We start from the raw sequence: 14,924 nt of genomic DNA, 5'->3' as shown, positions 1-14,924 counted from the left end.
CTAACGACCGGGGGTGCGGGCGATGTCGAGACCCGAGCCGTCGGCGGCGTCGGCGGCCACCGCGGCCGACTTCAGCTCGTCCGGCAGGTCGATGCTGGTGCGGAGCATGACCGGGCGCAGGGCCAGGGCGGCGATGATGCCGACGACGCCGATGACGGCCGAGATCAGGAAGATGTGGCCGGTGGCGTCGCCGTAGGCGGCGCGGACGATGCGCACGATCGGCTCGGGCAGGGCGGCCAGGTTCAGGCTGCTGCTTGCGTCGCCGCCGCCGGTGGCCGGGATGCCGGCCGCCGTGAGGCCCGACGTGATCTGGTCGGCCACCCGGCGGGCCAGGACGGCGCCCAGGACCGAGACGCCGATCGTGCCGCCCAGGGAGCGGAAGAACGCCACCGTCGAGCTGGCCGCGCCGATGTCCTTGAGCGAGACGCTGTTCTGCACCGCCAGCACCAGGTTCTGCATGCTCATGCCGACGCCCGCGCCGACCAGGAACATGCCGACGCCCATGTACCACAGCGGGGTCTCGTGGTCGATCGGCGACAGCACCGCGAAGCCGCCGACCAGGGCGATCGCGCCGGCCACGATGTACGGCTTGATCTTGCCGCTGGCGGTGATGAGGCGGCCCGAGATGATCGAGGTGACGAGCACGCCGGCCATCAGCGGGATGGTCAGCAGGCCGGCCTCGGTCGGGCTGTAGCCGCGGCCGATCTGGAAGTACTGGCCGAGGAAGACGGCGCCGCCGAACATGGCCATGCCGACGGCGAGGCTGGCCACGATGGCCAGGGCCGTGTTGCGCTCCTTGATGATCGGCAGCGGCACGATCGGTTCCTTGGCGCGCGACTCGACCAGCACGGCCAGGGCGAGCAGCACGATGGTGCCGCCGACCATGGTGTACGTCTGCCACGAGAGCCAGGCGAACGAGTCGTCCACGAAGGAGATCCAGACGAGCAGCAGGCTGACTCCGGCCGCGATGAGGAAGGCGCCCAGGTAGTCGATCTTCACGTTCTCGCGGCGCAGGACCGGCAGGTTCAGGGTGAACTGGAGCAGGATCAGCGCGACGACCGCGACCGGGACGCCGATGAAGAAGCACCAGCGCCAGCCCAGCCAGGACGTGTCGACGATCAGGCCGCCCAGCAGCGGGCCGCCGACGGTGGCCAGGGCCATGACGCCACCGAGGTAACCGTTGTAGCGGCCGCGCTCGCGCGGCGGGATCATCGCGGCGATCGCCACCTGGACCAGCGCCTGCAGGCCGCCGACGCCGATGCCCTGGAAGGCGCGGGCGCCGATCAGCGCGCCGGCCGACTGGCTGAAGCCGGCCACCACCGAGCCGGCCACGAAGATGACGATGGAGAGCTGGATCAGCAGTTTCTTGCTGAACAGGTCGGCCAGCTTGCCCCAGATGGGCGTGGTGGCCGTGGCCGTGAGCAGGGTGGCCGTGACGACCCAGGTGTACTGGGTCTGCGACCCGTTGAGCGAGCCGATGATCTTCGGCAGCGCGGTCGAGACGACCGTGCTGCTGAGCATGGCGACGAACAGCACCAGCAGCAGGCCGCTGAGGGCTTCCAGGGTCTGCCGGTGGTTCGACGGTGCGGGTGGTGCTGTGGTCATGCCGCGGCCTCCGTGGTGACGTGCGAGGTGGTGGCGCCGCCGAGCGCCTGGGTGAAGCGGTCGAGTCCGTGGCTGAACGTCGCGATCTCGTCGGGGGTCCAGTCGGCCAGGGCCTGCTCGATCCGGCGGCCGTACCAGCTCATGGCCTCGGCCATCGCGGCGTGACCCTTCTCGGTCACGACCAGGACGCTGGCCCGCCCGTCGTGCGGGTCGGGCTCGCGGGCGACCAGGCCGTCGCTGACGAGGGTGGCCACGGCCCGGCTGATCGTCGACGGGTCGAGCGCGGCGTGGATGGCCAGCTCGCGGGCGTGGCAGCCGGTGGCGGCCCGGTCGATCTGGGCGAGCAGGCCGACCAGTCCGGCCGGGACCGCCGGCCGTTCCGCCGACCGCTGGTGTTTCAACAGCCGGGTGACCTTGAGCAGTTGCTGCAGGCGTTCGGCTACCGCCTGCGTGGCGCCGTCCATGGCCCGTGCCTTTCTGAGGATTCGATGAATGCCACAGACAAGTTTCCTCAATACGTGCTCAGCGTGCAAGTTTTCTCATCGAGAAAGTTATGCATCGGACAGTGACCATGGCGGCGCGCTGCGTACCGTAGAGGGATGTCGATGGGACGGCCCTGGCTCACGGTCGAGGCCGTGCTGGCGACGGCCGTTCTGGGGGCCTCGGTGGCTTATTGGGGTGTACGAGGTGATGACCGCGCCTTCTACACGTCCATGTCGGACGCCGCGCGCGTGCCGGCGGCGGTGAGGCCGGTCGAGGGAGCGTCCACCGGCTCGTACACCTGGGATTGCGGCCGCAACCAGAACGGCCACCGCAACACCGGCAATCCGGTCGTCTCGCCGGGCGTCGCCGGTCCGGCCCACCACGAGCACGACTTCGTCGGCAACCTCGGCGTCCGCGCCGACTCCCGCCTGGAGGATCTTCCCGGCCAGTCCACCAGCTGTACGAACGGGGACGCGTCCACGTACTACTGGCCGGTGCTGCGGCTCGGCACGACGAAGGAGCACCACGGGCCGGCGCTGGTGCCGACGTCGCTGACCCTGACCTACCTGGGCAACCCGCGCGGACCGGTCGTGGCGATGCCGCGCCTGCTCGTCGCGGCCGTCGGCGACGCGTACGCGTACACCAATAAAAATGGTTCCGCCCGCTCGGAATGGTCTTGCTCGAACACGCCGGACCGGACGACCATGAAGTACCCGATCTGCGACGACGGCGCCGAGGTGGTCAGGATCTTCGATTTCCCGAGCTGCTGGGACGGGCGCCAGCTGGACAGCGCCAACCATCGGCAGCAGGTGGTCTTCCCGGCCGCGGGCGGCGGCTGCCCGGCCGGCACGTTCGCCGTGCCACACCTCAAGATCTCGATGACGTACGCCGTGCCGGCCGGCCGCCGCTACCGCATCGACGCCTTCGACGGGCAGCGCCGCAGCCCGCTCACCGACCACGGCTTCATGGTCAACCTCATGCCCGACGACCTGATGAAACGCGTCGTGACCTGCCTGAACGCGGGACAGGCGTGCGACGGCACCACCGGTTCGAGATCAGGATGAACCGGCACCGTCGGCACGTCGTGTCTCTAGCGTCCGCAGGGAGGTGAAACATGAGCGAGCACGTCGATCTCGCCGGCTATCTCGTCGATACGCTCGGCCCGGAGCAGCGCCGGGACATCGAACGACATTTGTCCGGTTGTGGCCAGTGCCGCGACGAGGTCGAATCGCTGCGGGACTGGCAGACGGCGCTGGCCGCGGTGCCCGAGGCCATGCTGATGGAGGGACCGCCCGACGGCGGTGACCTTCTGCTCCAGCGCACGCTGCGTCAGGTACGTCAGGAATCCGCCGGGCAGCGCCGCCGGTCCACGGCGCTGATGGCGTCGGCCGCCGCGGTCGTGGCGGTCGCGATCATCGGCGGCGGGGTGCTCGCCGGTCGCCTCACGGCCCCGGACGCCCCGGTCGCGCAACCGCCGATCCCGTCCGTTCTCCCCACCGACGTTCCGGGGACGCGGACCGGGACGTCGGTGGACCCCGCCACCGGGGCCCGGATCACCGCGGCCGTGGCGCCCGCGCCCGGCTGGGTGCGGGTCACGGCCGCGGTGTCCGGTATTCCGGCCGGTGAGCGATGCGTTCTCGAGGTCGTGGCCAAGGACGGGTACGCCGTCCAGGCCGGCAGCTGGATCGTGTCGCCGGCCGGTGAGGCCGGCGGCACGACCCTCAACGGCAGCGCGCTGATCGATCCCGCTTCGGTTCAGGCCGTACGGGTGGTCAACACGTCCGGGAAGCGGTTCGCCAGCGTGAACCTCTAAGGCGCGATGGCCCAGAGCTGGCAGGTGTTGTTGAGCCACATCCAGAGCTGGGCCTTCGTGCCGTTCGCGGTGCCGCAGTTCTGGTCGTCGAGGACCATGCCGCTGTTCTCCACGACCAGCTCGTAACGGCCGTTGCCGGCCGGGATGACCGCCCACTGCTGACACGTGTTGCCGAGCGGCTGCCACAGGTTGACCGCCGTGCCCAGGGCCTGGCCGCAGTTCACGGCGTCGAGCACCTTGCCGCTGTTGACGTTGGTGATCGTCCACTTGTTGGCGCCCACGTTGGTGAAACGCCACTGCTGGCACGTGTTGCCCAGCGACTGCCACACCTGCACGCCGGTGCCGTTCGCGGTGCCGCAGTCGACCGCGTCGAGCACCTTGCCGGCGGCCAGGTTGGTCAGGCGGTAAGCGGCCCCGTTGACCGGGAACGTGACGCTCTTGCCGTAACCGACGGCGACGATGTTGGCCTGTACGGAGTTCTCGGTCGCGTCCGAGGGATAGCCGCTGGTCATGACACCCTCGAAGAACGAGCCGACCGACCCGTTGCTGTTGTCGCCGCCGATGCCCAGGATGATCGCGCCCTGCTTGGTCATCGGGCGGTATCCGGACTGCGTCGGCAGCGCCCCGTTGTACTGCGTCTTCAGGCCGCCCGACTGCGCGTTGCCGTCCTTGATGGCGTACGTCGAAGTGCCGTTGTTCTTGAGAACCGCCGTGACGAAGGCGCTGTTGCGCCCGGTGTTGGCCGTCCACGACCCGTTGCCGCCGGCGAACAGGCCGTTCTCCAGGTCGGCGGCGACCCGCGGACCGGCCGAGCAGGGCGAGAACCAGCACAGGTTGCCGAAGTAGATGGCGTCCATGTCGCCGTTGCCGGTGTCCATGTTGTTGGTCTCGGCGTTGCCGTAGTCGAAGCAGCACCGGTCGTTGACGTGGGTGCCCTCGGTGACCATGTACATGCCCTCGGGCGCGCTGCCGGTGGCGATGCCGTTGGTGGCGTTGTTGCGGTAGCCGTTGCCGGCCGAGATGTAGACGCCGTACACCTTGTGCCCACCGGCCGTCACGGGCAGGGCGGCCGCGTTGGCGCCCTGGTCGGCGGTCGGGTTGGCCCCGCCGCCGGGCGCGATGGTGAGGTCGTTGTGCCGCGTGGTCTGGTCGTAGATGCGCACGATCGTGCAGTAGGTGCCCGAGCAGAAGGAGTCCTGCGCGGCGGCGTTGGCGTAGCCGCCGGCGCTGAGCACCCCGATGTTCGAGGTGGCGCCGTCCGACCACCGCCGCACCTGATAGAGCGACCCGCCGTACGACCCGAACAGCGCCCGCGTCGTGCTGTGCGCGGCCACACACGGCGTGCCCCCGCCGGCGTAGATGTCGCACGGCCCGGTCCCGGCCGCGCTGGCCGCGCCGCCACCGGCCACCAGCCCGCCGGCCGTCAGCAGCAGCACCGCCGCCGTTCGCCACAGTTTCATGGGATCCCCTTTCGCGTACGCGCGAAGCAGCTCTCGCCACCTGGGGAGTCACGCGGCTGTGAACGTTAACAAGGGTTTACGCCTTTAATTCACGCATGTCAATACCGGGTCACCTGGAAAGATCAACGGCATGCGAGTCGACGGTTGACGAGCTGCGGCGGTGACCTCCACCTCACGTTCCCGGCAGTGGCTGCCTGACCGGCTCTCTCGTACAGTCGGGTGAGCCGGCGAAGGGGGAGAGAGTCATGCTGGACCACTTCCTCTGGTCCGTGATCGGGGTGCCACCGCTCGTGGTGCTGGCGGTGCGCTGGCTGGCCGACCGGCTCGCGCCGTTGGCGGCCGCGCGGGCCGTGGCCTGGTCGGCGCTCGCCGTGGCGGCGGCCAGCACGTTCAACCTGGTGCTGTTCGCGCTGCACGCCGTGGCCGAGATTCCGGTCGTCGGCCGCGCGTTCGGATGGTCGACCCGGGTCTTCTACCAGGACACCGAGCGGGTGCCGTTCGTGCCGTGGCTGAGCATCGCGCTGCTGTCGTACGCCGTGATCGCCCTGGTCTGGCGGCTCCGGCGCCACCGCCGGGTGCTGGCGATGATCCCGGCCGGTGACACCGCCGGTGGGCTCGTCATGGTCGACGACGACGAGGCGCGGGCGTTCGCCGTGCCCGGGCGGCCGGGGCGGATCGTGGTCACGACCGGTATGCGGGACGCGCTCACCGACCGGCAGTTCGAGGCGCTGCTCGCGCACGAGAACGCACACCTCGCCGAGCGGCACCACCGGCTGGCCCGGGCGGCCGACCTGGCGGTGGCGGCCCACCCGGCGCTGTGGTGGGTCGGCCGGCACGTCGACTACCTGATCGAGCGGGCGGCCGACGAGCGGGCCGCGGCCGAGCTGGGCAGCCGCACCGTGGTGGCCCGGGCGATCGGGGCGGCGGCCCTGGCCGGTGTCGCCCCGCGCACTCCGGCCCACCTGCACGCGGCGGCGGCCGGCGGCGTCGTTCCGCGCCGGGTGGCCCGCCTGCTGCAGCCGAGCACGGGCCGGGCGCCGCGCGTCCTGTACGCGCTACCGGTGGCCCTGGCCCTCGCCTCCGTCATCTGGACCGGCGAGGCCACCCTCGACCTGATCGAGCTGTTCATCAGCGCCGCCCGCTGAAGCCGCCGCCCGCTGAAGCCGCCGCCCGCTGAAGCCGCCGCCCACCGAAGCCGCGCCGGCTGAAGCCGCCCGCGCGGTGAAGCGGCCGCGTGATGAACGCCGCCCTCTTCGCCGCGCGGTGAACTCTGCCGCCTCGGCCGCGTTGTAACGGGGCATGCGAACAACCCTCACCGCCTCGATCGGCGTGGCCGCCGCCCTGCTCGGAGGCGCGCTCGCCGCCTCGCCGGCCGGCGCCGCCCCGGCCACGCTCCGCGCGAAGATTCAGGTGTGTGCCCACGGCAACTACACCGCGTACGCCAAGGTGGTGACGAGCACCGGCAGCTCGATCAAGCTCACCCAGGTGCCCCAGGGCCAGTGCTGGACCGACAGCGTGCTGGTCGACTCCGGCACGTACAAGGTCTGGCTCTTCGGTCTCTACAACGTGAGCCACAAGGGCTTCAACGTGAACCCGTCGGGCGGCGCGGCCCTGACGAACATCGGCTCGACCACCACGCCGCTGCCGGTCGGTTTCGAAGCTGTCGGCACCACCACCGCGCCCAACTACAAGGCGCGCATCCTTCAGTGAAAAACTGGGGCCGTGAGTTTCCACGGCTGGCCGAGTGAGGCGCTCGAGTTCTACGAGGGGCTGAGCGCCGACAACTCGAAGACGTACTGGACCGCGCACCTGGAGTTCTACGAGCAGCAGGTGCGCGGGCCCATGCAGGCGTTGCTGGACGAGCTCGAACCGGAGTTCGGCCCCGGCAAGATCTTCCGGCCGTACCGGGACGTGCGCTTCAGCACGGACAAGACCCCGTACAAGACGCATCTCGGCGCCTGGCTGGAGTTCGGCGGCTATGTGCAGCTCTCGGCGGACGGCTTGGCCGCCGGCTCGGGGATCTACCACATGGAGGCCGAGCAGCTCGACCGTTACCGCCGGGCCGTGGCCAACGACCTGACCGGCCCCGAGCTCGCGAAGATCATCGCTGATCTCAAGGTCGGCGTCGCCGGCCACGACAGCCTCAAGACGGCCCCACGCGGCTATCCGAAGGACCACCCGCGCGTCGAGCTCCTGCGCCACAAGGGCCTCTCCACGTGGCAGGACTGGGAGCCCGCGCCCTGGCTCGGCACGCCCGCCGCCAAGAAGCGCGTCGTCGGCTTCTTCCGCGCCAGCGAGCCCTTGCGTTCCTGGCTGGACGGAAACGTTCGTTAAGAGGACGGATACGGGGAGTCGGCCAGCAGGCGCGCGACGTGGGCCACGTTCGCCGCGAGGGTCTTGGTAGCGGCGCCCGTCGTGTCCGGCTTCGGGCCGGCGTCCTTGTAGTCGACCTTGCCCATGGCCTCGCCCACCCAGTAGGTGGACGCGCCCGCGGGAATCGTGAAGCCGACGTCGTTCAGCGCCTGCAGCACCTCGGCCGTCACGTGGTGGGCGCCGTCCTCGTTGCCGACCACCGCCACCGCCGCGACCTTGCCGTACATGGAAGTTCCGGAGATCTCCGCGTCCAGCCGCTCGAGCACCATCTTGGCCACGCTCGACGGCTGACCCATCCAGATCGGCGTGGCCAGGATCAAAATCTGGGCATTCAGCAGCTTTTCCCGTACGCCGGGCCAGCCGTCACCCGCGCCCTCGTCCACGCTGACGCCGAATTTGACGCCCAGGTCGACGACGCGCAGGACCTCGCCCTCCACGTCGTGGTCGGCCAGGGCGGCCAGCACCTCCCGGCCCAGCAGCTCACTGCTCGACTCGTCCTCGGACGACTTCAGGGAACAACCCAGCACCAGAGCTCGCATGCGCCCTCAGGTGCCCGATCGGGGTCGCGGCAAACTCAGGACGTGGTCACGCGGTAGATGGCGCCGGCCTTGTCGTCACTGACGTACAACGCCTTGTCCGGACCGGCGACGGCCGCGACCGGCCGTCCCCACCGCGACCCGTCACCGGCCTGGAAGCCGGTCAGGATCGTCTGCTGGGGACCGAGCGTGTTGTCGCGCCAGGCGAAGAACGAGACCTCGGGCTCACGCGGCGGCTGCCGGTTCCAGGAGCCGTGGATGCCGACCAGCGCACCCGGTCCGAGCGAGCCGGCCTCGCCGAAGGCCAGGCCCAGCGGAGCGGAGTGCGCACCCATGCCTTGCTCGACCGGCCGCAGCTGGGCGCAGTCGAGCTTGCTCCCGTCCGGGTTCATCTGGAAGTCCCGCACGAACGGCCGGTTCGTGTAGCTGGGCGTCTTCAGATCGGGGTCGGGATTGCAGTAGGGCCAGCCCAGCTCGCGGCCCTGGGTCAGCCGGGCCAGCGGTTCCAGGGGATGGTCATTGACGTACGACGTGAAGACCTTCCCCTGGTTCTCACCCTCGTACGGGTAGGCGATGTTGTCCCGGTTGTTCACGGCGGTCCAGACGGAGCCGTCGGGGGCGACGGCCAGGCCGGTGCCGTTGCGGACGCCGCGCGCGAAGGTGGCCGGCGGCCCGCCGCCGGGCGGCACCCGCACGATGGAGGCGCGCTCGGGGGAGGCGTCGCGGTCCTCGGCCGAGACGTTGCCGGTGGAGCCGATGGAGATGTAGACGGCACCGTCCTGCCCCAGGGCGACGCTCTTGAGCGCGTGCGAGTAGGCGCCGCGCAGCTCGGGGCTCTTCGCGTCGGGGAGGCCGCCGGCCACGACCCGCTTCCCGGTGGCGCGGCCGCCGGCGTACGCGTAGGAAGTGACCTGGTCGCTCTCGGCGACGTAGAGGGTGTCGCCGCGGAAGGCCAGGCCGTGCGGCTGGTTGAGGCCGCGCAGGAGGGTGGTCTGCGCGCCCTGGCTCACCGACAGGACGTCGCCGTACTTGGGCCGGGAGACGAGCAGCTTGCCGTCCGGGGTGAAGGCGAGCAGGCGGGCGCTCGGGACGCGGGCGTAGACGCTCACGGTCCAGCCCTGGGGCGCTTTCAGCTCGCGGTTCTCGTTGAACGGCGCTTCGCCGTTCCCGCCCTGGACTGGTGTGGCCACCAGGGGGATCGCCTTCGCCACCGTCGTACCGCCCGGACCCGCCCCGCCCGGGCCCGCCCCGCCCGGGCCAGCCCCGCTCGCCTGCGCGCTTGCCTCGGCGGCGCCCGCCTCCGACCCGCTCGCCTCCGCCGATTTCGTATTTGCCGGATCTGTTCCGGACGATGAGCTGCACCCGGCCAGGGAGAGCGCCAGGGATCCGGCCACCACCGCGCGCGTCATCGTCTTCATCGGCACATTTCTACCCACTGCCGACGGGATCAGTCCAGGCCCTGATACGTCCAGCTGATCGTGTTCTTACCCTTGACCGAGCCGTCCTGGTTGATCGTGCGGGTCACCGACACCCGGAAGCCGCCCTTGTCGCCGCGCGGCTGGCGCGGCCCGGTCACCGACGAGACCTCGCGGTCGCCGGTGTGCCCGTAGATGCCGACCGTCACCGAGGTGCCGGTGGTCCGGGCCCGGATGACGAACGGCGCGTCCGTGTCGTTCTTGATCACGTTGTCGATCGAGCGCCAGTCCAGGGTCGCCTCACGGCCCGGGGGATAGCGGCTGATGTAGAGCGAGTGCGGCTGGTGCTTCTCGATGTCGAGCCCGGCGAACCAGGCCGCGTTGAACAGCGTGGTCGAGAACTGCGAGACCCCGCCGCCGAGCTGGTCCTCGAGCTCGCCGTCGACGATCGCGGGCGCCGCCACGAAGCCGTTCGCCTTGGTCCGTTCCCCGGCCGCGTCGTTGAGCGAGAACGTCCCGCCGGCCGGCACCACGGTGTTGTCGATGAGCTCGGCGATCCGGTGGATGTTGGTCACGCGCGGCGCACAACACGGGTGGTACGTGGTGAAGGTGCCGATGAGCTGGTCGACCCCGGCCAGCTTGGGGTTGGCGTTCCCCGGCTTCAACGTCGTCACGCTCAGTTTCAATGTCGTTCCGCCGTCACGGACCGTCTTCACGAGCCTCTTCACCGCGTCGCTGGTGTCCACCCCGCGCCCGGGCTCGCCTTTGTCGAGGGTCACGCCCTTGGTGGAGGCCTCGTACGACAAATCGCCCTTGCCGTCGATCACGGTCGGCGGCGGGGCCAGCTTGACCGAGGCGTCGCGCGGCTGCTTGTTGAACGGCTTCACCTTGGCGTCGAGCGCCTTCTTGGCCGCGCTCTCGTCAACGGTGATGACCGGCGTCACGTCGTGCCGCGACTTGCTGCCCGGCAGCCGCAGCCGCGTCATCTCCACGTCGTCGCGGGTGGCGTCCACGTCGAGCTTGATGCCGGCCTCGGCCGGATTGACGGCGAACCGCTCGTCGTCACCCACCTCGACGGTGATCGGCCGCTCGATCTTCTGCCGCACGGCGCCGTCGAGTTTGCTGGTCAGCTGCGCGTCATCAAGACCACCAACGGCAATTCCCGCCACGTACGTCTCGTCAGCCACCGCCGGTGACATCCGTATGAACGCGACCCCCAGCCCCACAGCGATCACGACCAGCGCCGCGACAACGCCCAGCACCCATCGCCAATGACGCCGGGGCGGCCGCGTCGGCACCACCGCCGACCCGGTCCAGCGCTGATCCTCGGGCACCGTGGGCATACTCATGAGTGGATCATGACTTGAAAGGTCAAGTAACCGCATCAGTAGATCGACTGCTTGTGACGAGCACCCCAAGAACCCTCAGCCGGGCGCTTCTGTACCACCCAGCACCCACTTACGTGCTTCGTCCCGAATCGCCCGAGCCAACTCCGCGTCCTCGGGCGCCCCGCAAACAGAGGCCGCACCGCTTCCTCTGACCTCCCTCTCGACGGCCGACTCATCCGCCGCATCCTTTTCCTCGGCGGCCGACTCATCCGCCGCGTCGTTTCCTTGGCGGTCGACTCATCCGCCGCGTCGTTTCCTCGGCGGCCGACTCGTCCGCCGCATCGTTTTCCTGGGGGCGGCTGACTCGTCCGCCGGGTCGTCCTCTTCGGCGGCTGGCGTATCTGCTGCGCCGTCCCTTTAGCGGTTGGCGAGCTCATCCGCGGCTGCTTACGCCGGGTAGGCCGCCTCCGCCACAGATCCTCGGCCGCGCAGAAGGTCGAGCGTTATGCGCAAGGCGCCGATGGCGTTCTCGGCCTGAGCCGTCCAGTCGTTCCAGTCCTCTTCCCGCGGCAGCAGCCGAAGCACCTCGTCGCCAGCCGGAAGTGCCCCATTTCTCCCGTCCGCGAGGCCCGTGCTGTTGGCGAGGCCCGTGCTGTTGGCGAGGCCCGTGCTGTTGGCGAGGCGCGCGCTGTTGGCGAGGCGCGCGCTGTTGGCGAGGCGCGCGCTGTTGGCGAGGCTCGCGCTGTTGGCGAGGCTCGCGCTGTTGGCGAGGCTCGCGCTGTTGGCGAGGCGCGCGCTGTTGGGGAGGCGCGCGCTGTTGGCGAGGCCCGCGCTGTTCGCGAGGCCCGCGCTGTCCGCGGGGCGCGCCCGGACGGTGTCGAGCGTCGATCGGACGAACGGGCTTTCGCCGGCCTGCTCCATCTCTGCGAAGCGTGCGTAGGCGGGGAAGAGTACTTCGACGCAGGACGCCGCGAACGCGACCGTCTGTCACTGGTCGAGCCGGGCCGGGTTCGCCGAGAACCGTTCGTCGGGCACGGGTCGAGGCTACCGAGGGTGACGGTGGTGGGCTACGCTGGCCGCCATGTCCGATGTGGATGGAGCGGGGAAGCTCGACACCGGTGTGCCGCACTCGGCGCGTCTCTGGAACTACTGGCTGGGCGGCAAGGACAACTTCGCGGCCGACCGGGCCGTGGCCGACCAGATTCTGGCCATGGTGCCGGAGATGGTGGCGTCGGCCCGGGCCGACCGGGCCTATCTCGGCCGCGTCGTGCGGTGGCTGGCCGGGGAGGCCGGCGTCCGGCAGTTCCTGGATGTCGGGACGGGGATCCCGACGGCCGAGAATACCCACGAGGTGGCTCAGCGGGTCGCGCCGGAAAGCCGGATCGTGTATGTGGACAACGACCCGCTCGTGCTCGCCCACGCCCAGGTGCTGCTGACCAGCGATCCGCGGGGGAGCACCGACTACCTGCAGGCCGACCTGCGCGAGCCGGACGCGATCATCGAGGGCGCACGCCGCACGCTCGACCTCGGGCAGCCGGTGGCGATCACCATGCTGGGCATCCTGAACTTCATCCCGGACGACGCCGAGGCGGCCGCGCTCGTGGCCCGGCTCGTCGACGCGGTGCCGTCCGGCAGCTACCTGGCGATCTCGCACCCGACCAACGAGATCAACGGCGAGACCATGGAGGAGGCGCTGCGGTTCTGGAACGAGGGCCCGTCCGCCCCGATGGTCCTGCGCAGCGCCGACCAGGTCCGCGCCCTCTTCGGCGACCTCGAGCTCGTCGAGCCGGGCGTGGTCAGCTGCTCCCAGTGGCGCCCCGACGACGCCACCGGCCCGGTGCCGCACTTCGGCGGCGTCGCGCGGAAGCCGTGACCAGGGCATAGCCTGGCGGGATGCGCGAGAACTGGCTGGCCGACGCCGTCCTGTACGAGATCTACCCGCAGTCGTTCGCCGACTCGGACGGTGACGGGGTCGGCGACCTGCGCGGCGTGATCGGCAAGCTCGACCACATCGCGTCGCTCGGGGTGGACGCCATCTGGTTCAACCCGTGCTTCGCGTCGCCGTTCGTCGACGCCGGGTACGACGTCGCCGACTACCTGCGGATCGCGCCCCGCTACGGCACGAACGAGGACATGGCCGAGCTTGTCCGGGAAGCCCGCGAGCGGAACATTCGGGTCATCCTCGACCTGGTCGCCGGCCACACCTCGATCGAGCATCCCTGGTTCCAGCGTGAACTGGCCGCCGACGGCCCCGACCCCGCGGGTGACCGCTACATCTGGCGGTCCGAACCGCCGGCCGAGGGCTGGACCGTCGACATTCCCGGCATTCCGGCCTGGGTGCCGTCGCCCGGCCCGCGCCCCGGCTGGTATCTGAAGAACTTCTACGACGAGCAGCCCGCCCTCAACTTCGGGTGGATCGCCGGCGACGGCGGCGATCCGGTCGACGCCCCCGGCCCGCTGCGCAACCGGCGGGCGCTGCGCGACATCATCGAGTTCTGGCTCTCCCGGGGCGTCTCCGGTTTCCGCGTCGACATGGCGTTCTCGCTGGTCAAGGACTACAAGATCACCGAAGGGGTACGGGCGTCCACCGACATCTGGCGCGAGATCAGGGATTGGATGGCCGCCGCCTATCCGGACGCCATTCTGATTCCGGAGGGCGTGGAACCCCGTACCGGAAAGCGATTGGCCTTCGACGCTGACTTCTTCCTGGTGATCAAGGAGGAGCACGCCAGCCTCTTCGACAATCAGGCCGCCGGCATCCTGCCTTTCCAGCCCCCACGCGACCCCTTTTTCGACGCCGAGGGCAAGGGCAGCACGCGTACGTTCCTGACCGCCTGGCACAAGGCCCGCGAAACCGACCCGCGGCGCCCCATCATCATGAGCACCGCCGACCACGACTTCGACCGCCTCTGCTGCGGCCCGCGCACCGCCGAGCAATTGGGCGCCGCCCTGACGTTCCTTTTCACGTGGGGCAACATCCCATGCCTGTACTACGGCGACGAGATCGGCATGCGTTACCTGCCGGACATGCCCGACGTCGAGGGCGCCGTATGCAACCCCCTCTACAACCGCGCGGGTTGCCGCACCCCCATGCAATGGGACGACACCCCCAACGCCGGTTTCTCCACGGCCGACCCGTCGAAGCTTTACCTCCCCATCGACCCCGACCCGAATCGCCCGACGGTCGCCCAGCAGAACGCCACCCTCGCCCTGGTCCGCGACCTGATCGCCCTCCGCAAGAAGACCCCGGCCCTGCGTTCCCGCGCCACCGCCGAGGTCCTCAACGAGACCTACCCCCTTGCTTATGTACGCGGCGGCACCCACCTCGTCGTCGTCAACCCCCGCCGCGAGCCCGCACCTTTCAGCCTGCCCCCGGCCACCGCTCTGCTGGCCCAAGGCGTGGGGGAAGACCAGGTCGAGGGCTTCGGGTACGGAATTTTCGAGCTCACCTGAGTCGCGCGACGAGATATTTCGGCGCCATCTGGCAGTAGCTTTCGGTGACCAGCTCGGCGATTTCGTCCCAGTCGCTGTGCTCACCGAGCACAGCCGCGGCGACGTTGTGCCCCCACGGCGCGCGAAAATACGGAAAGCCCCCGGCGACCAGCCCGTCCAAATCATCGAGCGGCACCCGAAACGTCATCACGACCGGTTCCTCACCCCCGGCCAGGTATGGCGCGTATACCGGGAACCGCTCCACATCGGGCACGTAGACGTGGCCGATCGTCCGCTGCCGAATCCGCCACCGGACCCCGATCCAGGCCGGCTCCTCGTACGCCTCGGGCAGCTCCCGAAAGAGCACCCGCAGCCGCCCCAAAATCTCCGGCGGCACATCGAAAGAACCAGCCATGATCCCGACGATAGACCCACCCGGGCCCCGGGGTCCGTGCGGAGCGACCGGCGCCGAGTGGCGC

The 14,924-nt window shown here is 70.0% G+C and carries 15 protein-coding genes; 7 read left to right on the top strand and 8 right to left on the bottom strand.

What is annotated here, in order from left to right; all coding sequences use genetic code 11:
- Entirely contained in the window at nucleotides 1–1,605 is a 1,605-nt protein-coding gene (locus tag AB0C26_RS22830) for an MFS transporter (RefSeq protein ID WP_360250741.1), read from the bottom strand.
- Nucleotides 1,602–2,069, bottom strand: coding sequence for a MarR family transcriptional regulator (locus AB0C26_RS22825; protein ID WP_360250738.1), 468 nt, complete (start codon nucleotides 2,067–2,069; stop codon nucleotides 1,602–1,604). Before AB0C26_RS22825 ends, AB0C26_RS22830 begins: the two co-directional genes overlap by 4 nt.
- Before the next feature lie 135 nt (nucleotides 2,070–2,204).
- Here AB0C26_RS22825 and AB0C26_RS22820 point away from each other — a divergent pair, with 135 nt between their 5' ends.
- Together AB0C26_RS22820 and AB0C26_RS22815 are read left to right on the top strand one after the other, a co-directional pair.
- Complete coding sequence (locus tag AB0C26_RS22820) at nucleotides 2,205–3,152, top strand: DUF1996 domain-containing protein (RefSeq protein WP_360250735.1); 948 nt, start codon at nucleotides 2,205–2,207, stop codon at nucleotides 3,150–3,152.
- Between the two features lie 50 nt (nucleotides 3,153–3,202).
- Nucleotides 3,203–3,901, top strand: a complete 699-nt coding sequence (locus tag AB0C26_RS22815; protein WP_360250732.1) for a zf-HC2 domain-containing protein — start codon at nucleotides 3,203–3,205, stop codon at nucleotides 3,899–3,901.
- Here AB0C26_RS22815 and AB0C26_RS22810 read toward each other — a convergent pair.
- Nucleotides 3,898–5,361: an arabinofuranosidase catalytic domain-containing protein gene (locus AB0C26_RS22810; protein ID WP_360250729.1), complete on the bottom strand. Its 1,464-nt coding sequence runs from the start codon at nucleotides 5,359–5,361 to the stop codon at nucleotides 3,898–3,900. The two genes, AB0C26_RS22815 and AB0C26_RS22810, sit on opposite strands and share 4 nt — an antisense overlap.
- A 245-nt stretch (nucleotides 5,362–5,606) precedes the next feature.
- Between AB0C26_RS22810 and AB0C26_RS22805 the strand changes: the two genes are divergently transcribed.
- The 3 genes from AB0C26_RS22805 to AB0C26_RS22795 all read left to right on the top strand — a co-directional run bounded on the left by AB0C26_RS22805 (nucleotide 5,607) and on the right by AB0C26_RS22795 (nucleotide 7,695).
- Nucleotides 5,607–6,506 (top strand): M48 family metalloprotease, encoded by a 900-nt coding sequence (locus AB0C26_RS22805; RefSeq protein WP_360250726.1) that lies wholly within the window; start codon nucleotides 5,607–5,609, stop codon nucleotides 6,504–6,506.
- 154 nt (nucleotides 6,507–6,660) lie between these two features.
- Entirely contained in the window at nucleotides 6,661–7,071 is a 411-nt protein-coding gene (locus AB0C26_RS22800) for a hypothetical protein (protein ID WP_360250723.1), read from the top strand.
- 12 nt (nucleotides 7,072–7,083) lie between these two features.
- Nucleotides 7,084–7,695, top strand: coding sequence for a DUF2461 domain-containing protein (locus tag AB0C26_RS22795; RefSeq protein ID WP_360250720.1), 612 nt, complete (start codon nucleotides 7,084–7,086; stop codon nucleotides 7,693–7,695).
- On the opposite strand, the gene AB0C26_RS22790 is transcribed toward AB0C26_RS22795, so the two are convergent.
- From AB0C26_RS22790 to AB0C26_RS22775, 4 genes are all read right to left on the bottom strand, one after another.
- Nucleotides 7,692–8,273 (bottom strand): NAD(P)H-dependent oxidoreductase, encoded by a 582-nt coding sequence (locus AB0C26_RS22790; RefSeq protein ID WP_360250717.1) that lies wholly within the window; start codon nucleotides 8,271–8,273, stop codon nucleotides 7,692–7,694. The genes AB0C26_RS22795 and AB0C26_RS22790 overlap by 4 nt on opposite strands.
- A 35-nt stretch (nucleotides 8,274–8,308) precedes the next feature.
- Complete coding sequence (locus tag AB0C26_RS22785) at nucleotides 8,309–9,688, bottom strand: gluconolaconase (protein WP_360250714.1); 1,380 nt, start codon at nucleotides 9,686–9,688, stop codon at nucleotides 8,309–8,311.
- Nucleotides 9,689–9,717: 29 nt separating this feature from the next.
- Nucleotides 9,718–11,034, bottom strand: coding sequence for a VanW family protein (locus tag AB0C26_RS22780; protein ID WP_360250711.1), 1,317 nt, complete (start codon nucleotides 11,032–11,034; stop codon nucleotides 9,718–9,720).
- Nucleotides 11,035–11,460: 426 nt separating this feature from the next.
- Nucleotides 11,461–11,934 carry a hypothetical protein gene (locus AB0C26_RS22775; RefSeq protein WP_360250709.1) on the bottom strand — a complete coding sequence of 158 codons (474 nt, stop codon included), beginning with the start codon at nucleotides 11,932–11,934 and terminating at the stop codon, nucleotides 11,461–11,463.
- Between the two features lie 160 nt (nucleotides 11,935–12,094).
- On the opposite strand from AB0C26_RS22775, the gene AB0C26_RS22770 reads away from it, so the two are divergent.
- Entirely contained in the window at nucleotides 12,095–12,886 is a 792-nt protein-coding gene (locus AB0C26_RS22770) for an SAM-dependent methyltransferase (protein WP_360250706.1), read from the top strand.
- Between the two features lie 20 nt (nucleotides 12,887–12,906).
- Nucleotides 12,907–14,466 (top strand): alpha-amylase family glycosyl hydrolase, encoded by a 1,560-nt coding sequence (locus AB0C26_RS22765; protein ID WP_360250703.1) that lies wholly within the window; start codon nucleotides 12,907–12,909, stop codon nucleotides 14,464–14,466.
- Here AB0C26_RS22765 and AB0C26_RS22760 read toward each other — a convergent pair.
- Nucleotides 14,459–14,860: an MmcQ/YjbR family DNA-binding protein gene (locus tag AB0C26_RS22760; RefSeq protein WP_360250700.1), complete on the bottom strand. Its 402-nt coding sequence runs from the start codon at nucleotides 14,858–14,860 to the stop codon at nucleotides 14,459–14,461. The genes AB0C26_RS22765 and AB0C26_RS22760 overlap by 8 nt on opposite strands.
- Between the last annotated feature and the right edge of the window lie 64 nt (nucleotides 14,861–14,924).

Source organism: Actinoplanes sp. NPDC048796 (assembly GCF_040650035.1).
In the GTDB taxonomy this organism is placed as follows: Bacteria; Actinomycetota; Actinomycetes; order Mycobacteriales; family Micromonosporaceae; genus Actinoplanes.
Note: the sequence above shows the minus strand (reverse complement) of the source record. Positions and strands in the feature narration are given on the sequence as shown.